This is a genomic window from Bradyrhizobium sp. USDA 4510, from assembly GCF_054059095.1.
In genome coordinates, this window is sequence record NZ_JBSSBT010000001.1 from 4,803,832 (window position 1) to 4,820,218 (window position 16,387).

13 protein-coding genes and 1 riboswitch are annotated in these 16,387 nt (G+C 64.9%); of the genes, 8 read left to right on the forward strand and 5 right to left on the reverse strand.

What is annotated here, in order from left to right; all coding sequences use genetic code 11:
* Positions 1–183: 183 nt before the first annotated feature.
* On the forward strand, positions 184–1,401 hold the full coding sequence (locus ACVMDN_RS22330) for a GGDEF domain-containing protein (protein ID WP_253623726.1): 1,218 nt from the start codon (positions 184–186) through the stop codon (positions 1,399–1,401).
* 16 nt (positions 1,402–1,417) lie between these two features.
* Here the strand turns inward: ACVMDN_RS22330 and ACVMDN_RS22335 are convergent, their stop codons facing one another.
* Complete coding sequence (locus tag ACVMDN_RS22335) at positions 1,418–2,146, reverse strand: SDR family oxidoreductase (protein WP_076828421.1); 729 nt, start codon at positions 2,144–2,146, stop codon at positions 1,418–1,420.
* A 244-nt stretch (positions 2,147–2,390) separates the two neighbouring features.
* Here ACVMDN_RS22335 and ACVMDN_RS22340 point away from each other — a divergent pair, with 244 nt between their 5' ends.
* Positions 2,391–3,629, forward strand: a complete 1,239-nt coding sequence (locus ACVMDN_RS22340; RefSeq protein ID WP_253623725.1) for an ABC transporter substrate-binding protein — start codon at positions 2,391–2,393, stop codon at positions 3,627–3,629.
* 99 nt (positions 3,630–3,728) lie between these two features.
* On the opposite strand, the gene ACVMDN_RS22345 is transcribed toward ACVMDN_RS22340, so the two are convergent.
* Complete coding sequence (locus ACVMDN_RS22345; protein WP_076828419.1) at positions 3,729–4,172, reverse strand: YybH family protein; 444 nt, start codon at positions 4,170–4,172, stop codon at positions 3,729–3,731.
* Positions 4,173–4,362: 190 nt separating this feature from the next.
* Here ACVMDN_RS22345 and ACVMDN_RS22350 point away from each other — a divergent pair, with 190 nt between their 5' ends.
* The 3 genes from ACVMDN_RS22350 to ACVMDN_RS22360 all read left to right on the forward strand — a co-directional run bounded on the left by ACVMDN_RS22350 (position 4,363) and on the right by ACVMDN_RS22360 (position 6,503).
* Positions 4,363–5,055, forward strand: coding sequence for a glutathione S-transferase C-terminal domain-containing protein (locus tag ACVMDN_RS22350; RefSeq protein WP_076828417.1), 693 nt, complete (start codon positions 4,363–4,365; stop codon positions 5,053–5,055).
* Positions 5,056–5,232: 177 nt separating this feature from the next.
* A complete protein-coding gene (locus tag ACVMDN_RS22355; RefSeq protein WP_143270934.1) occupies positions 5,233–5,469 on the forward strand; it encodes a hypothetical protein in 237 nt (78 codons plus the stop codon).
* A 188-nt stretch (positions 5,470–5,657) separates the two neighbouring features.
* Complete coding sequence (locus tag ACVMDN_RS22360; RefSeq protein WP_141340027.1) at positions 5,658–6,503, forward strand: class I SAM-dependent methyltransferase; 846 nt, start codon at positions 5,658–5,660, stop codon at positions 6,501–6,503.
* Positions 6,504–6,760: 257 nt separating this feature from the next.
* Here ACVMDN_RS22360 and ACVMDN_RS22365 read toward each other — a convergent pair whose 3' ends face one another.
* On the reverse strand, positions 6,761–7,960 hold the full coding sequence (locus ACVMDN_RS22365; protein WP_253623724.1) for a TrmJ/YjtD family RNA methyltransferase: 1,200 nt from the start codon (positions 7,958–7,960) through the stop codon (positions 6,761–6,763).
* Positions 7,961–8,309: 349 nt separating this feature from the next.
* Here ACVMDN_RS22365 and ACVMDN_RS22370 point away from each other — a divergent pair, with 349 nt between their 5' ends.
* The 3 genes from ACVMDN_RS22370 to ACVMDN_RS22380 all read left to right on the forward strand — a co-directional run bounded on the left by ACVMDN_RS22370 (position 8,310) and on the right by ACVMDN_RS22380 (position 12,016).
* Complete coding sequence (locus ACVMDN_RS22370; protein ID WP_246786817.1) at positions 8,310–10,037, forward strand: alpha/beta hydrolase family protein; 1,728 nt, start codon at positions 8,310–8,312, stop codon at positions 10,035–10,037.
* 227 nt (positions 10,038–10,264) lie between these two features.
* Positions 10,265–11,479, forward strand: coding sequence for an NADP-dependent isocitrate dehydrogenase (locus ACVMDN_RS22375; protein WP_016848511.1), 1,215 nt, complete (start codon positions 10,265–10,267; stop codon positions 11,477–11,479).
* 30 nt (positions 11,480–11,509) lie between these two features.
* The gene (locus ACVMDN_RS22380; protein WP_141340029.1) at positions 11,510–12,016 is read left to right on the forward strand and encodes a DUF3455 domain-containing protein; all 507 of its coding nucleotides are present in this window, start codon (positions 11,510–11,512) and stop codon (positions 12,014–12,016) included.
* A gap of 92 nt (positions 12,017–12,108) precedes the next feature.
* Here ACVMDN_RS22380 and ACVMDN_RS22385 read toward each other — a convergent pair whose 3' ends face one another.
* The gene (locus ACVMDN_RS22385) at positions 12,109–13,359 is read right to left on the reverse strand and encodes a cyclic nucleotide-gated ion channel (RefSeq protein ID WP_141340034.1); all 1,251 of its coding nucleotides are present in this window, start codon (positions 13,357–13,359) and stop codon (positions 12,109–12,111) included.
* Between the two features lie 11 nt (positions 13,360–13,370).
* On the reverse strand, positions 13,371–16,058 hold the full coding sequence (alaS, locus tag ACVMDN_RS22390) for an alanine--tRNA ligase (RefSeq protein ID WP_253623723.1): 2,688 nt from the start codon (positions 16,056–16,058) through the stop codon (positions 13,371–13,373).
* 202 nt (positions 16,059–16,260) lie between these two features.
* A riboswitch (glycine riboswitch) is annotated at positions 16,261–16,349 on the forward strand.
* Positions 16,350–16,387: the final 38 nt, after the last annotated feature.

Below are 16,387 nucleotides of genomic sequence, written 5' to 3' on the forward strand. Positions count from 1 at the left end.
CAGACTTCATCCTTCTCGCCGCCGGCCGAACCGATCGTCGCGACCTCCGGCGTCGGTATTTCTGCGGCGCGATCGCCCGCCGGGTTTACCTGCCGTCAATCACGCCGCGCGATCGGCGCCGGCCTTAAACGCCTGTTAGGTCCGGCCGGGTCAGTTGCGCGGTGAAAGTACGAGGCAAGAACAATGCAGTCCGAAAAAGGACGATACAGCCAGCCGCGCTGGGGCGTGATGCGCTGGCTCGCCGACGCCGGACCAGGCGTACCTGAGGACATCCGCGCGGCGCTGATCGGGGATCTCTACGGCTCGCTGCCGGTGTTTGCGGCTGGCGCGGTCAATACGGTCGCAGTCGCAGCCGTGATTGCGATCCGCGAGCCGACCGCGCTGTTCATCACCTGGGTCGTCCTCGAACTCGTCATCTGCCTCTCGCGCCTCGCCGTGCTCGTGGTTGCGCATCGCGCCGCGCGCGAGCAGCGGCCGACCCCGACCGATCTGCATCTCTTGCTTGCAGTCGCCTGGAGCGCCAGCGTCGGCTTCGGCATCCTGATCAGCCTCGCAAGCGGCGATTGGGTGGTTGCGCTGCTGGCTTCGCTATCGGCGGCAGCGATGGTCGGCGGCATCTGCTTCCGCAATTTCAGCGCCCCGCGCCTTGCCGGCACCATGATCCTGCTCAGCCTCGGCCCGATTGTTCCGGGCGCGGCCCTTGCCGGCGAGCCGCTGCTCTTCATCGTCGTCATGCAGGTGCCGCTGTATCTCACGGCGATGACGGTGGCGGCCTTCCGTCTCGACAAGATGCTGATCGCCACCATGCGCGCCGAGCGCGAGAACGGCCATCTTGCCCATCACGACACCCTGACCGGCCTGCGCAATCGCGCCGGCTTCGTCGCGGCGCTGAACACGAAGCTGGCGGCTCCCGCCGGGAATGGCAGGCCCTTTGCGCTGCTGTTCTTCGACCTCGACAATTTCAAGCCGGTCAACGACACCTATGGCCACGCCGCCGGCGACCAGGTGCTGATGCTGACCGCGGAGCGGCTGCGGCGCGCGCTGCCCGAAACCGCGGTAATCGCACGGCTCGGCGGCGACGAGTTCGTGGTGCTGGTCAGCGGCGTCACGGCGGAACAGGCGCTCACGGCCGGCCAGCGCATCATCCAGACCGTCACGATGCCCTATCAGCTCGCGGGCGGCATCTCGGCCGAGGTCGGCGTCAGCGTCGGCATCGCGGTGTCGCCTGAGCACGGCACCGAGGCCGAACAGCTGCTGGCGTCCGCCGACGCCGCGCTGTACGAGGCGAAATCCGAAGGCAAGGCGCGGTGCCGGATGGCTTCCGTCGCGACCAATGTCGCCGCACTGCGCCGCCTCACGCAGCACAGCCCGGCGCCCGCCACCGATCGCAGCGCCGCCTGAGGCGCGGCGCTCGCCGTTACAGGTCGAAATTCGTCGGCAGCATCACGACGTCGCGGATGGTCATGCCGCGCGGCCGGGTCAGCATGAACATCACGACCTCGGCGACTTCGCTGGCCTCCAGCAGGCTTCCGGCCGCCTTGGCCTCCGCAAGCTTCTCGGGCGGCCAGTCCGCCAGCAGCGCGCTGATCACGGGCCCGGGCGAGATCGAGCCGACGCGGATGCCGTGCTTGAACACCTGGCGCCGCACCGTCTGCACGAAGCAGTTGACCGCCCATTTCGACGACGCATAGACCGGCTCCCACGGCGTCGGGAAATGCGCGGCGAGCGAGCTTGTGACGATGATGTCGCCGGTCCCGCGCGCGATCATGTGCGGCAGCACGTCGTGCACGTTCTTCATCACGACGTTGACGTTCAGGTTCAGCATCCGGTCGATCGCCGCGGTGTCGGCATCGACGAGGTCGCCGCCGACATAGATGCCGGCATTGGCGTGCAGGATGTCGAGCCGGCCGGTCTTCTCGAGCACCTTGGGCAGCAAGCTCGCACACTCCCCGGGATCGAGCAGGTCGATCACCAGCGGGACCACCGCATCGCCGTGGTTGCGGGCGAGCGCTTGCAGCGCGACGGCATCGCGGTCGACCATCACCACGCGCGCCCCCGCGGCCAGCATCGCCGCGCTGCTCGCCAGTCCAATCCCCGACGCCGCCCCGGTCACGGCCGCCACCTTGCCTTCCAACACTTTCGCCATCGGTCCACCCTGCTGAGATCACCAAGACATCCGCCGCAGTATAGCAATCCGGCGCGGCATGTCGGTAACCGAGGATGGGGAACGCGGCCTCCGCGGCTGACATCGCGCGAAAATTTCAGATGGTAGCGACTGCACACAAGTCCCAAAGCACCGCTGTGGAATGCTGCGCGCCGACATGCCCGTCAGAGGCTGCCAAACGGCCAATAATGCCAAAACGGCCAACAAGAAGAAGCGGAGGACTGCAATGACAAGGAACCGTTCGCCCCGGCTATCGCGCCGTCATCTCATCAAGGGCGCCGCGGCCACGTCAGCCGCGCTGCTGCTCGGCAGGCCCGCGATCGCCAGAGGCGAGACGGAGGGCAAGACCGAGATCGTCATCGGCAACATCGACGCCTATTCGGGACCGGCCGCGGTCTATTCGTCGATCGGCCGCACCCCCGGCGGCTATTTCAAGATGATCAACGAGCAAGGCGGCATCAATGGCCGCATGATCAAGTATATCACCTATGACGATGCCTACAGCCCGGCCAAGACTGTCGAGCAGGCGCGCAAGCTGGTCGAAGGCGACGAGATCGACGTGCTGTTTGCGCCGCTCGGCGCGCCGACCAACGCGGCGATCATGAAGTACATGAACCAGAAGAAGGTCCCGCACCTCTTCATTGCCTCGGGCGCGACCAAGTTCGGCGACTACAAGAATTTCCCCTACACCATGGGTTTCCAGCCCTGCTACCAGATCGAGGGCCGCACCTTCGCGCAGCATGTGCTGTCGACACAGAACGATCCCAAAATCGGCATCGTCTACCAGAACGACGATTTCGGCCGCGACGTGCTGAAGGGCTTCAAGGACGGACTTGGCGCCAGGACGTCCGCAATCGTGGCGGAGCTGTCCTATGAGACCGCCGACCCGACCATCGACAGCCAGGTGGTCCGCTGCAAATCCGCCGGCGCCAACGTGTTCATGAGCATGACCACACCAAAATTCGCCGCCCAAGGCATCAAGAAGATCGCCGAGCTCGGCTGGCAGCCGGCGCACTACATCGGCAACAACGCCTCCTCCGCCGGCTCGACGCTGAAGGCCGCGGGCTTCGACGTCTCTAAGGGAATCATTTCGAGCGCCTACCTGAAGGATCCCGTCGACGCCGCCTGGGACAGCGATCCCGCCATCCAGAAATGGCGCGCGTTCCTCGACAAATATGATCCGGCCGCCGCCAAGAACGACATCTACGCGGTCACCGGCTATCTCACCAGCCAGATCCTGGTCCAGGTGCTCAAGCAGTGCGGCGACGACGTCTCGTCCGAAAGCATCATCAAGCAGGCGGCCAACCTGAAGGATTTCGAATCCGACATGCTGCTGCCCGGCATCCGGATCAACACCTCGCCATCAGACTATTATCCGCTCGAGCAGCTGCAACTGGTGCGTTTCAGCGGCGAGCGCTACGAGCCGATGGGACCGGTGATCGACGGCGGGATCTCGAAGGCGTGATCGTCCCGGGCGTGCACCGCTGGCGCGAACTGCGCCGGTAGACTTCATCGAAGGCGCGCGCCGAAGCGCGCGGCGGTATCGTCCGTCCGGATGCCCCTGCTACTTCGGCGGCGGCTTGGGCATCGCCGACAGCAAGCGAATTTTGAGCTTGCCTCCCTCGGTCACGTAAGTTGCTGTCCAGATGCCCCCTGTCTCGATAGGCGCCCCGCTTTGGTTCTTGCCCGAGAGACGATACCCGCCGATGGCGAGCGCCATGTCCGAGCCCAATGGCCATGCCTGGTCCACCGTTATTTCCTCATGGTCGAACCCGGCCTTGAAGGCGCCTTGATAAAACTCCGCAATGTCGGAGCGCGGCCCCGCGGGATTGACGTGGATGCCACCGGCCGCGAACAGCGCGGCAATTCCCGCACCATCCTGCTTGTTGAAACTCGCCGCATATTCGGAAGCAATCGCTTCGGCCTTCTGCTTTGGATCACCGTCGGCGGCCATTGCAGACAGCGAAAAGGCAGTCACGAACAGGCATGAGAAGTACGTCCGCAGCATCGCAATTCCTCCCTGAAAAATGTCCGTAAAAATCGCCCGACCCGGGACGAGGACGACAATAAGACATCAACTACGGATTGTAGGCAATCGTTTCAGGCGTTGCGGCGCAACAGGCGGGCCTGCCTGCCCGACGTATCCAGCCGACGGATTCTGAGGTAGCGTGTAGCGACCTCGAACGTGGCGAGCCATCATGCTCACGCTCTATTCCTATCCGCCGTTGTTCGGCGTTGCCGACAACAATGGCTATGGTCTGAAGGTATTCGCTTTTCTGAAGCTCGCCGGCGTACCGTTCCGGCACGAACATATTTTCGATGCATCGAAGGCACCGCGCAAGCAATTGCCCTATGTCGTCGACGGCGACGACACTGTCGGCGACAGCGAGACCATCCTCGCCTATGTCACCGGAAAATATGACGTGACGCTGGATACCGCGCTGACGCCGGCGCAGCGCACGACCAACCTCCTCGTCACGCGGACGCTCGACGATCTCTACTGGGTGATGTCCTATTCGCGCTGGCAGGACGCGCGCAATTGGCCCCAATTCCGCGACGCGCTCAAGCGCGAGCATCCAGCCCTCACCGACGACGGCTTGATGAAGGCCAAGGAGTTCAACGCGCAGCGCTATTATTACCAGGGCATCGGCCGCTTCGAGCCCGACGCCGCGATGGCCCGCGGGCTCGCCGATCTCGCTGCACTGGCGAGCCTGATCCCGAGCCGTGGCTATGTGCATGGCGACAAACCGACGACCGTCGATGCCGGCATCTATGGCTTCGTGGCCAACATCTACTTCTACGACATCGAGACGCCGTTGAAGCAATTCGTGGTCTCGCACGATGCCCTGGTACAACATTGCCGCGCCATCCACGCGGCAGTGAGCAAGTGAGCCCGGGCCAACTCAACCTCTAACTCGCAATAGTGACGTTCGCGGCCGTGAGCGAACAGGCCGTCGCTCAGTCCCCCCAGGTGGAAATATCTGCGCTGGCGTGTCGCAGTTGGCCTCTCACAAATGGATCGATTTCAGGGATAGTATCCCGTCACTGCGCTAACTGCGGAGCCGGTCATGGCTTCAAAACTGTCTTCGGGCATTATCGCGTTAGTCCTCGTTGGAGCAGCAGTGCTTTTGGTTGCAGGTCCGCCACCTGCATGGGGCCTGCTGTTGCTCGGCGCCTTCGCACTGGCGGCGCTCTATATTTTTGCGAGAATGAGGTCGCGCTACGATCCGCTCGATTCACGCTTCGGTAGCTGCATCCCTCCGATTTCCAAGCCGAGGGGCGGCGGCAATGAATCCACCACCTGAGCGCCGTCCAGCATCGATCGGATGCGGATCGCGCGAAGACGTCCTGATGGCCTAGAACCGAGATGCAAAGCACGTCGGCTGCAATTCGCTAATGCCCGGTACGGAGATTTCAGCTTCGCGTTCGATCCGGAATTTTGTGCAGTTTGTTTCAGACGACACTCCATTTTCAGCACCAGGAGATTGATCAAATGCAGACGCCCACGCCAAACCCCCGAGGAGCAGAGTTCTGGAACAGCACCATGGGGCACTCATGGGTTTCGCAGCAAGCCGTGATCAGCGAAGTCTTCACGTCGGTCACCAACGTCAGCCTGGGTGCCGCGGCGGCAAAGCCGGGTGAGCGTGTCATCGATATCGGATGCGGCACCGGTGACACAGTGTTGGCGTTCGCCAAGGCTGTTGGTCCGTCGGGTGCTGTGCTGGGTGTCGATATCTCGGTCCCGATGCTGGATCTGGCCAAGCATCGTGTCGCCGAGGCGGGATTTGGCAACGTGACCTGTGCGCTGGCCGACGCAACGATCTACGGCTTCGAACCGCGCTGGGCGGATCTGGTGTATTCGCGTTTTGGCCTGATGTTCTTCGATGACCCGGTCAGGGCCTTCACCAACATCCGTAGCGGCATGAAAGCGGGCGGGCGGCTGGTGTTCGTCTGTTTTCGCACCATGCCGGAGTCGCCGTGGTTTCGCGTACCCATCGAGGCGGCCCGACCGCACGTGCCGCCACAGCCGCCGCTCGATCCATTGGCGCCCGGGATGTTTTCGTTCGCGCGCGAGGATCGCGTTCGCGGCATCCTGACCGAGGCCGGGTTTCACGAGATTGCGCTCAAGGCCACCGACGTGCCGATCCATGGCGGCGACATCACGCAAAGCATGGCCTTCATCACGCAGGCCGGCCCGCTGCCTGCGCTGCTCGAGAATGCCACGGACGATCAACGTCATCGCGCCATGGAAGCGGTACGCAACGCGCTCGCCGCAAGCCTCGGAGCGGATGGGCGCGACCTGCATGTGGGTCTGTGGCTCGTGTCGGCACGAGCCTAGCGAGATGCTGCCTTCGGGATTGTGACGGCAGAAATCGTGCCATCTGCGGCGCACCAACACGGTGTCGTCCTGGCGAAAGCCAGGCGAAAGCCAGGACCCATTACCCCAAATCTCAATTGTTGCGCGACGCTGCGGCCTCGATCCCTTTCACAATCCAATGCGGTGGTTATGGGTCTTGGCTTTCGCCAGGACGACGTGTGGAAAGAGACGCTTACTCGAATCCCGATCTTGCTCCGCGGACAGAGCAATTGCGTAAGCTACCGCTCCTGCCGCAGCCCCGCCTCCAGCCGGGCGAGCTCGGCGTCGAGGTCGCGCTCGACATCGGCCACCCGCATGTCGACCACCCGATAGTCGCGCGCTTCGAGCCAGGCTCTGCGCTTGGCGCGGTCGGCCCCGATGGCCTCGCTCTCGTTCGGGTTGACCAGCTCGATCGCAAGCCGGTGCACGAAGGAGACAAAGTCGGGGATGTGGCGGCCGACCGGGGTCTGGCGCTTGAACTGGCCGGCGAAGCGGCGGTCCCGCGTCAGCGCCTGCCACAGGATCCGTTCGGCGTCGGTCGGGTTGCGGCGAAGCAGCCGGGCGAGGCCGCGCACCGTGCTGCTACTGTCAGCGGTCGCGCCGCCCTGCCCCTGCTCGGCGAGCAGCGCCCGCAAGCGCGTCGCCTGGGCGCCGTCGAGCACCCCGCCCTTGGCCGGGCCCTTGCGGCCCTCGGCGATCGCCATCACCACGCCGTGCAGCGTGTGCATGTCCTGCTTGGTCGGATCCATCCGGGTGAAGATGTTGCGCAGGTTCACCAGCATGGTGTCGCGCTTCTCCGCCGGCCGCAGGAACTCGACCTTATCGAGCTCGGCGACGAGGTTGTCGAAGAACGCCTGCATCTGGTGCTGGGAGGCCGGCTCGGACCGCTCGGGCATCGCGAACGGCAGCGCACCCGCGGTCGAGAGCTTGAACCACTCGTAGCCCATCAACAGCACCGCCTGCGCCAGATTGAGCGAGGCGAAGCCCGGATTGACCGGGAAGGTGATGATGCGGTTGGCGAGCGCGACCTCCTCATTGGTCAGGCCGGCGCGCTCGCGCCCGAACAGGATGCCGGCGCCGCCGCCGGATGCGACATGACCGACGATCTCACCCGCCGCGCCCTCCGGCCCGACCACCGGCTTGGCCTGGTCGTGGGCCCGGGCGGTGGTCGCAAACACCAGCGTGAGATCGGCGATCGCCTGCTCGACGGTGTCGAACAGCTCGACGGAACCGATGATGTGGTCGGCGCCTGCGGCCGCGCGCTGGGCGGCAATGTTCGGCCAGCCGTCGCGCGGGTTGACGATGCGCATCCTCGACAGCGCGAAGTTGCCCATCGCGCGCGCGGCCATGCCGATGTTCTCGCCAAGCTGCGGCTCGACCAGGATGACGACGGGACCGGCAAGGTCGTGCCCTGCCTTGGTCTTGTCGGTGCCGGACATCTCACTTCACTTTCTGATTCAACATCTGAAGATTTTGAATCAGCTTCCGAAGCGGCTGATTCAAAGTCTCATACTGGTCCCCGCAACCAGCTTTGCACCGGTTTTGTGCGGGACCAATTTCTCCAAGCAGATAACAGGGTTAGCGGCGATTGCGAATCCTGAATCGGAATCCCGATCGCACAGAACGAGGCCCGCCGCTTGTGCGCGCTTGGCCTTCGGATAGGCTATCAACCACAACCAAAGCGAAGCTGTAAAGGCACGCTTGAGACGCCGGTTGAACGGCGAGGCACTTTGGACCGAAGCACTTTAGGTCGAAGCACTTGGGTCAAAGCACATTGGGGGGACGACGATGCGGGGCAGATGGACGCTGGCGATTGTGGGCCTGATCTTGATCGTGGCGGGGGGCCTGCTCGCCCACCTCACGCAGACCGCAGGCGGCATCCGGATCGAGGATGTCAGGTTCAAGGGCGCCAAGGGCAACACCATGAGTGCCCTGCTCTATGTCCCGCCGAACGCGACCGCGCAGATTCCGGCGCCCGGCATCCTCGCCGTTCACGGCTACATCAATTCTCGCGAGACCCAGGACGGCTTCGCCATCGAGTTCGCCCGCCGTGGCTATGTCGTGCTGGCGCTCGACCAGACCGGCCATGGCTACAGCGACCCGCCCTCCTTCGCCAACGGTTTTGGCGGACCTGACGGCCTTGCCTATCTCCGCAGCCTCCAATTCGTCGACAAGGAGAATATCGGGCTCGAGGGCCATTCGATGGGCGGCTGGACCGTGCTGGCGGCCGCCGCAGCTCAGCCCAACGACTACAAGTCGATGGTGCTGGAGGGCTCGTCCACCGGCAAGCCGTTCGCGGCCGAGGGCACCACGTCGTGGCCGCGCAACACCGCGCTGGTGTTCGCCCAGTATGAGGAATTCCCCGACCTGATGTGGGGCGTCCAGCTGGCCCGCGACGTCACCACGAGCCCAAAGCTCTGGGCGCTGTTCGGCACCCAAGGCGCGGTCGAGCCGGGCAAGGTCTATGGCGATCCAGCCAACGGCACCGCGCGGGCGCTGTACACCCCGGCGATGACCCATCCGGCGGAGCACATCTCGCATGAAACGATCGGCTACAGCCTGGACTGGTTCGCCAAGACGTTGAAGGGCGGCACCCCGCGCCCGGTCGACGATCAGATCTGGTTCCGCAAGGAGATCGGCACGCTCATCGCCCTCATCGGTTTCATTGCCCTTGTCATCGGGACGTTCGACGGGCTGCTGGAAGCCAAGACGTTCTCCCGCCTCCGGCTGCCGGCGGTTGCCGACGGCACCATGCCGCCGCATGAGGCTGCCAAGGGCCGGCGCTGGACCACGGCGTTCATCCTGTCCGCCTTCATCCCGGCGCTGACCTATTATCCGGCCTTCGCGCTGGGCGGCACCTTCGTGGCCCCCAGCGCATTCCTGCCGCAGGGCATCACCAACCAGATCCTGGTCTGGGCCATTATCAACGGCCTGATCACGCTGGCGCTGATGCCCTTCGCCCCAAGGCGCACCACCCGGGCCGGCCTCGTCGGTCAATCCATCGTGATCGCGCTGGCTTCGGTCGCGGTCGGCTACGCCGCGCTGTGGCTTGCCGACCTCGCCTTCAAGATCGACTTCCGCTTCTGGATCGTCGCACTCAAGTTGATGAGCGCGAAGCAATTCCTCATCTTCCTGATCTATCTGATTCCGTTCACGGCGTTTTTCGTCGTGGCGCTGCACGTGCTGCACCGGAATTTCTCGACCATGGATGCGCCGCGCGGGGCGCTGTACCTGACCAACATCCTGGTGCTGACGTTCGGTTTCATCGTGTTGCTGGTGCTGCAATACGGCACGCTGTGGCTGACGGGGAAGCTGTTCAACCCGGTCCCGGACCCCGGTTTCGTGCCGCTCTCGACCATCGTCGCGATCCAGTTCGTGCCCCTGCTCGCGATCGTCGCCGTGATCGCGACCTTCACCTGGCGGCGGACCGGATCGAGCCTGCCGGGGGCCCTGATCGCGGGCCTGTTCGTGACCTGGTACATCGTGGCCGGGACCGCGACGCAGGCGGCGTTTTAGAGGGTTTTCAAGCGAAGCGGGCACCGGTTCGCGTGAAGAAAACCCGTCAAGAACAAGGGCCGAGAGGCGCTATTCTGGTCCGTCCAGAGTGGCGGTTCTCGGTGAAAAGATGGGCTGAAAGTGCATAACCCCTCCGCTTCCGCCCGCCCCCGGGCGGTGCTATAGCGCAGGCGTATTTTCCACCCCCGCCGTCAAAAGCGCGCCGTTCCCAAGAGGGCCTCCCCGTCATGGCAAAAATCAAGGTATCCAACCCCGTCGTCGAACTCGATGGCGACGAGATGACCCGGATCATCTGGCAGTACATCAAGGACAAGCTGATCAACCCGTTCCTGGATGTCGAACTGCTCTATTTCGATCTGGGCATGGAATACCGCGATGAGACCAACGACCAGGTGACCATCGACGCCGCCGAAGCCATCAAGAAGGTCGGCGTCGGCGTCAAATGCGCCACCATCACCCCCGACGAGGCCCGGGTGAAGGAGTTCGGCCTGAAGCAGATGTGGAAGTCGCCGAACGGCACCATCCGCAACATCCTCGGCGGCTGCATCTTCCGCGAGCCGATCATCTGCAAGAACGTGCCGCGCCTGGTTCCCGGCTGGACCAAGCCGATCATCATCGGCCGCCATGCCTATGGCGACCAGTACCGCGCCACCGACATCAAGTTCCCCGGCAAGGGCACGCTGTCGCTGAAGTTCGTCGGCGAGGACGGCACCGTGATCGAGAAGGAAGTGTTCAAGGCGCCCGGCGCCGGCGTCGCGATGGAGATGTACAATCTCGACGACTCCATCACCGATTTCGCCCGCGCCTCGTTCAATTACGGCCTGATGCGCAACTACCCGGTCTATCTGTCGACCAAGAACACGATTCTGAAGGTCTATGACGGCCGCTTCAAGGACATCTTCCAGGACGTCTTCGACCGCGAGTTCAAGAAGGAATTCGACGCCAAGGGCCTGACCTACGAGCACCGCCTGATCGACGACATGGTGGCCTCGGCGCTAAAATGGTCCGGCGGCTATGTCTGGGCCTGCAAGAACTATGACGGCGACGTGCAGTCCGACACCGTGGCCCAGGGCTACGGCTCGCTCGGCCTGATGACCTCGGTGCTGCTCACCCCGGACGGCAAGACCGTGGAAGCCGAGGCCGCGCACGGTACCGTGACCCGCCACTACCGCGAGCACCAGAAGGGCAAGGAGACCTCGACCAACTCGATCGCGTCGATCTTCGCCTGGACCCGTGGCCTCGCCCATCGCGCCAAGCTCGACAACAACGAGGCGCTGGCAAAGTTCGCCACCACCCTGGAGAAGGTCTGCGTCGCGACCGTCGAAGAGGGCTACATGACCAAGGACCTCGCGCTCCTGGTCGGCGCCGACCAGCGCTGGCTCTCGACCACCGGATTCCTCGACAAGGTATCCGACAACCTCGTGAAGGCGATCGCGGCCTGAGGCCGTCATCCTGGGAAGACAGGTGCGAGCATGACCGTGGCCCTTGTCAGAGCCGTCGTGCTCGCATCGTTCTCGCTCACCACGTCGGCGGCATTCGCTGCCGATCCCCTGCCCGACGCCGTCGCGGCGCCTGGCGAGTCCAAGATCCTCACCGTCCATGCCGAGGGCGTGCAGGTCTATGAGTGCAAGCCGGTCACCGACGGCAAGCTCGCCTGGTCGTTCCGCGAACCGATCGCCACCCTGATCGCCGACGGCCGCACGGTCGGCCGGCATTATGCGGGTCCGAACTGGGAGCATGTCGACGGCAGCGTCGTGACCGCCCGCACCGCCGGCAGCACACCCGGCGCCACCGCCGCCGATATTCCCTGGCTGAAGCTCGAGGTGATCGCCCATCGCGGCAACGGCCTCTTCTCCGGCGTCGCAACCGTGCAGCGGATCAACACCTCGGGCGGCGAGCTCAGCGGCGCTTGCGACAAATCAGGCGCGCTGAAGGGAGCGGCCTACTCGGCGGATTACGTGTTCCTGCGACGGGACTAAGCGTTTTCGAGCGAAGTGGATACCGGTTCGCGTGCAGAAAACGCGCCAAACGAAGAATCGAGGCCTCGTTCCGATTCAATCGGAATGAGGTTCTAGTCGCGGATGCCGCCGTCGATTTCGCGCGGCGCCTGGGCGATCTCTGCGGCGGCAAGGTCGCCGCCGGCCGCGATCGGGTCGGCAAGCCGCGCCTCGGCGGTCTCCCGGACATGCGCGGCGAGCGCCGGCATGCGCTCGATCAGGGCATGGAAGTCCTGCGCATCGAGCACCAGGAGCTTGGTCTTGCGCGCCGCCGTCACCGTGCCGGAGCGGCTGGTCCGCCGCAGCAGCGCGATCTCGCCGAAGAACGCGCCGTCGGAAAGCCGCACAAGCTGGCTCGGCAGGTCGATCTCGACCTCGCCCGCGGTGATGAAATACATCGATGACGCCGCATCGCCGCGCCGCACCAAGACCTCGCCGGCCTCGATGGTCTGCGACCGCAGCAAGCGCATGATGTCGGAAATATCGGCAGCGCCAAGATGTGAGAACAGCGGCACCCGCGCCAGCATGCCCCAGGTCACGACGAAGTCGCGGCGCCGGACCTCGTCGGCGAACGCGGTCGAGATGATCGCGACCGGCAGCGCGATCATCGCGAAGCCGACCACGATCGCGACCACCGTGACGGTCCGGCCGAGCGGCGTAATCGGGACGACGTCGCCGTAACCGACGGTGCCGAGCGTCACGATCGCCCACCACATCGCCTGCGGCATGGTGCCGAACTTGTCCGGCTGCACCCTGTGCTCGATGGCATAGAGCAGCGAGGCAAACAGCAGCACGGCGCCGGTCAGGATCACCACGCAGCCGAACAGCGTGCGCCGCTCGGCATGTAGCGCCGCCAGCAGCGAGCGCATCGCGGTCGAATAGCGCACCAGCTTGAGGAACGGCAGCATGCCGAACAGCACCAGCGCGGTCTTGTCGCCGGTCGCAAGCGCGACGGCCGACGGCAGGAAGGCCAGCAGGTCGATCACGCCGAGCGCCGAGAAGGCGTATTCCAGCCGCGCCCGCGCCGGCGTCATGTCGCGCAGCGAGTGGCCGACCACGCTCCAGAGCCGCGCGGCATATTCCAGCGCGAAGGCGATGACCGCCGCGATCTCGATGGTCGTCAGCAGCCAGCCGAACTGCGCGTCGATCTCGGGCACGGAGGCCAGGATCGCCGCCAGCACATCGACGGCGATGATGGCGACGATGACCCGGGCAAAGCGCAAGCCGCCCGAATGCGGCAGATCATCGCGTTCGAGCAGCTCGTAGAGACGGTCGCGCAGCCCGGGATCGCCGATCGTGGGCTTAAGCGGAGCCGTCGCCACGATCAGCCTCTCCGTCAGGCGCCAGCCGATGCCTGTTGGGTCATGGCCTGTTCGATCGCCGACAGCGCGGCGTCGGCCTTGGCGCCGTCGGGCCCGCCGGCCTGCGCCATGTCGGGCCGGCCGCCGCCGCCCTTGCCGCCGAGCACCTCGGAGCCCTTGCGCACGAGCTCGACCGCGTTGAACCGCGCGGTCAGATCGGCGGTGACGCCGACCACGATGCCGGCCTTGCCGTCCTCGGTGACGCCAACGATCGCGACCACGCCCGAGCCGATCTGCTTCTTGCCGTCGTCGACGAGACTCTTGAGATCCTTGGTCTCGACGCCCTCGACCGCGCGCGCCAGCAGCTTGACATTGCCGACCTCGCGAACGGCTGAGGCGGCGCCGTTCGACGCACCGCCGCCGCCCATCGCGAGCTTCTTGCGGGCGTCGGACAAATCGCGCTCGAGCTTCTTGCGCTCTTCCATCAGAGCTGTGATGCGCGCCGGCACGTCGTCGATCGTGGTGCGCAGCTCCAGCGCCGCGGTCTTGGCCAGCGCGATGGTGTCGTTGGCGTGCTTGCGCGCATGATGCCCGGTCAGCGCCTCGATACGGCGCACGCCGGACGCGACCGCGCCCTCGCTGGTCACGGAAATCATGCCGATGTCACCGGTGCGGCGGACATGGGTGCCGCCGCAGAGCTCGACCGACCAGCCAAGCGCGTTCTGGCCGTGATCGCGGGCGCCCTTGCCCATCGACACGACGCGAACCTCGTCGCCGTATTTCTCGCCGAACAGCGCGCGGGCGCCGGCCTCGCGGGCATCGTCGACGCCCATGACCCGGGTCGTGACCTCGTCATTCTCCAGCACGACATCGTTGGCGATGTCCTCGATCCGGGCGAGCTCTTCCGGCGTGATCTGCTTCGGATGCACGAAGTCGAAGCGCAGCCGGTCCGGCGTCACCAGCGAGCCGCGCTGCGCGATGTGATCGCCGAGCACCTGGCGGAGCGCCTCGTGCAACAGATGCGTCGCCGAATGGTTGGCGCGGATCGACGAGCGCCTGGTGTGGTCGACCTCGAGCTGTAATGCGGTGCCGACACCGAGCGTGCCCTGCTCCACCGTGCCGAGATGCACAAAGAGATCGCCGGCCTTCTTCTGCGTGTCGGTGACGCGGAACTTAACGCCCTCCCCGGTCAGCACGCCGGTGTCGCCGACCTGGCCGCCGGACTCGCCGTAGAACGGCGTCTGGTTCAAGACGATCGCGCCGCTCTCGCCGGCCTTGAGGCTCGCGACTTCGGCGCCGTCCTTGATCAGCGCCGTCACCGCGCCTTCCGCGCTCTCGGTCTCGTAGCCCAGAAACTCGGTCGCGCCGAGCTTCTCGCGCAGCGGGAACCAGATCGCTTCGCTCGCCGCCTCGCCGGAGCCCGCCCAAGACGCACGCGCCTTGATGCGCTGGCGCTCCATCGCGTCGGTGAACGCCGCCTGGTCGACGCTGATACCGCGCGACTTCAACGCGTCCTGGGTCAGGTCCAGCGGGAAACCAAAGGTGTCGTACAGGGTGAAGGCGGTGTCGCCGTCGAACATGTCGCCCTTCTTGAGGCCGGCGCTCTTCTCGTCGAGCAGCGACAATCCGCGCACCAGGGTCTTGCGGAACCGCGTCTCTTCCAGCCGCAGCGTCTCCTCGATCAGCTTCTCAGCGCGCACTAAGTCCGGATAAGCCTGGCCCATCTCGCGGACCAGCGCCCAGACCAGCCGATGCATCAGCGGCTCGCTCGCGCCGAGCAGCTGCGCATGGCGCATCGCGCGGCGCATGATCCGGCGCAGCACATAGCCGCGGCCCTCGTTCGACGGCAGCACGCCATCGGCGATCAGGAAAGCCGACGAACGCAGATGGTCCGCGATCACCCGGTACGACGCCACGTTCCGCGCGTTCGGCCCATGGCCGAGCGCCGACGATGCCGCATCGATCAGGTTGCGGAACAGGTCGCTCTCGAACACGCTTTCGACGCCCTGCAAGATCGACGCCATGCGCTCCAGGCCCATGCCGGTATCGATCGAGGGACGCGGCAGCGCCACGCGCTCCTCCTTCGTCACCTGCTCGTACTGCATGAACACCAGGTTCCAGAACTCCAGGAAGCGGTCGCCGTCCTCCTCAGGCGTGCCCGGCGGACCGCCCCAGATGTGCTCGCCGCGATCGATGAAGATTTCGGAGCACGGCCCGCACGGGCCGGTATCGCCCATCGCCCAGAAATTGTCCGAGGTCGCGATCCGTATGATGCGGTCATCCGAGAAGCCGGCGATCTTCTTCCAGTGGCCCGCCGCCTCGTCGTCGTCGTGGTAGACGGTGACGAGCAGCTTGTCCTTCTTCAGCCCGAACTCCTTCGTGATCAGGTTCCAGGCCAGCTCGATCGCGCGCTCCTTGAAGTAATCGCCGAACGAGAAGTTGCCGAGCATCTCGAAGAAGGTGAGATGGCGCGCGGTGTAGCCGACATTGTCGAGGTCGTTGTGCTTGCCGCCGGCGCGCACGCATTTCTGCGCCGTGGTGGCACGCTGATAGGGACGCTTCTCGATCCCGGTGAAGACGTTCTTGAACTGCACCATGCCGGCATTGTTGAACATCAAGGTCGGGTCGTTGCGCGGCACCAGCGGCGACGAGGCCACGATCTCGTGCCCGTTCGCCTTGAAGTAGTTCAGAAATGTCGACCTGATGTCGTTGACGCTGCTCATGTTCATCCAATCGGAAAAAGTGGCCGGCCAGCCGCAAAAAGGCGTCATTTTCCGGCCGAACGCTTTTAGACATTGCCAGCTGCGGTGTCCAGAAACTGTGCAGGCGGATCATGGGCTTGCCGCGGCAGCACAAAGCCCATTGGATAGTTGCTGCAGCTGCGTTGACAGTCTTGGTGGCGCCGTGTTTTCTACCTACCTATACCTAGTCACGTCGGGAGAGACCGGCCTTACCGCCGGCGCCGAAGGAGCAACCGCCCCGGAAACTCTCAGGCAAAAGGACCGCGTGACGTCTGACATCTGGAAAGAGACGCTGGGGTTCGCCCCGATGC

What these genes read in the sequence shown, in the direction of transcription:
- ACVMDN_RS22370 (WP_246786817.1), top strand. Translation starts at nt 8,310, where the DNA reads ATGCGGGGCAGATGGACGCTGGCGATTGTGGGCCTGATCTTGATCGTG.
- ACVMDN_RS22365 (WP_253623724.1), bottom strand. Translation starts at nt 7,960, where the DNA reads ATGTCCGGCACCGACAAGACCAAGGCAGGGCACGACCTTGCCGGTCCC.
- ACVMDN_RS22340 (WP_253623725.1), top strand. Translation starts at nt 2,391, where the DNA reads ATGACAAGGAACCGTTCGCCCCGGCTATCGCGCCGTCATCTCATCAAG.
- ACVMDN_RS22335 (WP_076828421.1), bottom strand. Translation starts at nt 2,146, where the DNA reads ATGGCGAAAGTGTTGGAAGGCAAGGTGGCGGCCGTGACCGGGGCGGCG.
- ACVMDN_RS22375 (WP_016848511.1), top strand. Translation starts at nt 10,265, where the DNA reads ATGGCAAAAATCAAGGTATCCAACCCCGTCGTCGAACTCGATGGCGAC.
- ACVMDN_RS22350 (WP_076828417.1), top strand. Translation starts at nt 4,363, where the DNA reads ATGCTCACGCTCTATTCCTATCCGCCGTTGTTCGGCGTTGCCGACAAC.
- alaS (WP_253623723.1), bottom strand. Translation starts at nt 16,058, where the DNA reads ATGAGCAGCGTCAACGACATCAGGTCGACATTTCTGAACTACTTCAAG.
- ACVMDN_RS22380 (WP_141340029.1), top strand. Translation starts at nt 11,510, where the DNA reads ATGACCGTGGCCCTTGTCAGAGCCGTCGTGCTCGCATCGTTCTCGCTC.
- ACVMDN_RS22360 (WP_141340027.1), top strand. Translation starts at nt 5,658, where the DNA reads ATGCAGACGCCCACGCCAAACCCCCGAGGAGCAGAGTTCTGGAACAGC.
- ACVMDN_RS22330 (WP_253623726.1), top strand. Translation starts at nt 184, where the DNA reads ATGCAGTCCGAAAAAGGACGATACAGCCAGCCGCGCTGGGGCGTGATG.
- ACVMDN_RS22345 (WP_076828419.1), bottom strand. Translation starts at nt 4,172, where the DNA reads ATGCTGCGGACGTACTTCTCATGCCTGTTCGTGACTGCCTTTTCGCTG.
- ACVMDN_RS22355 (WP_143270934.1), top strand. Translation starts at nt 5,233, where the DNA reads ATGGCTTCAAAACTGTCTTCGGGCATTATCGCGTTAGTCCTCGTTGGA.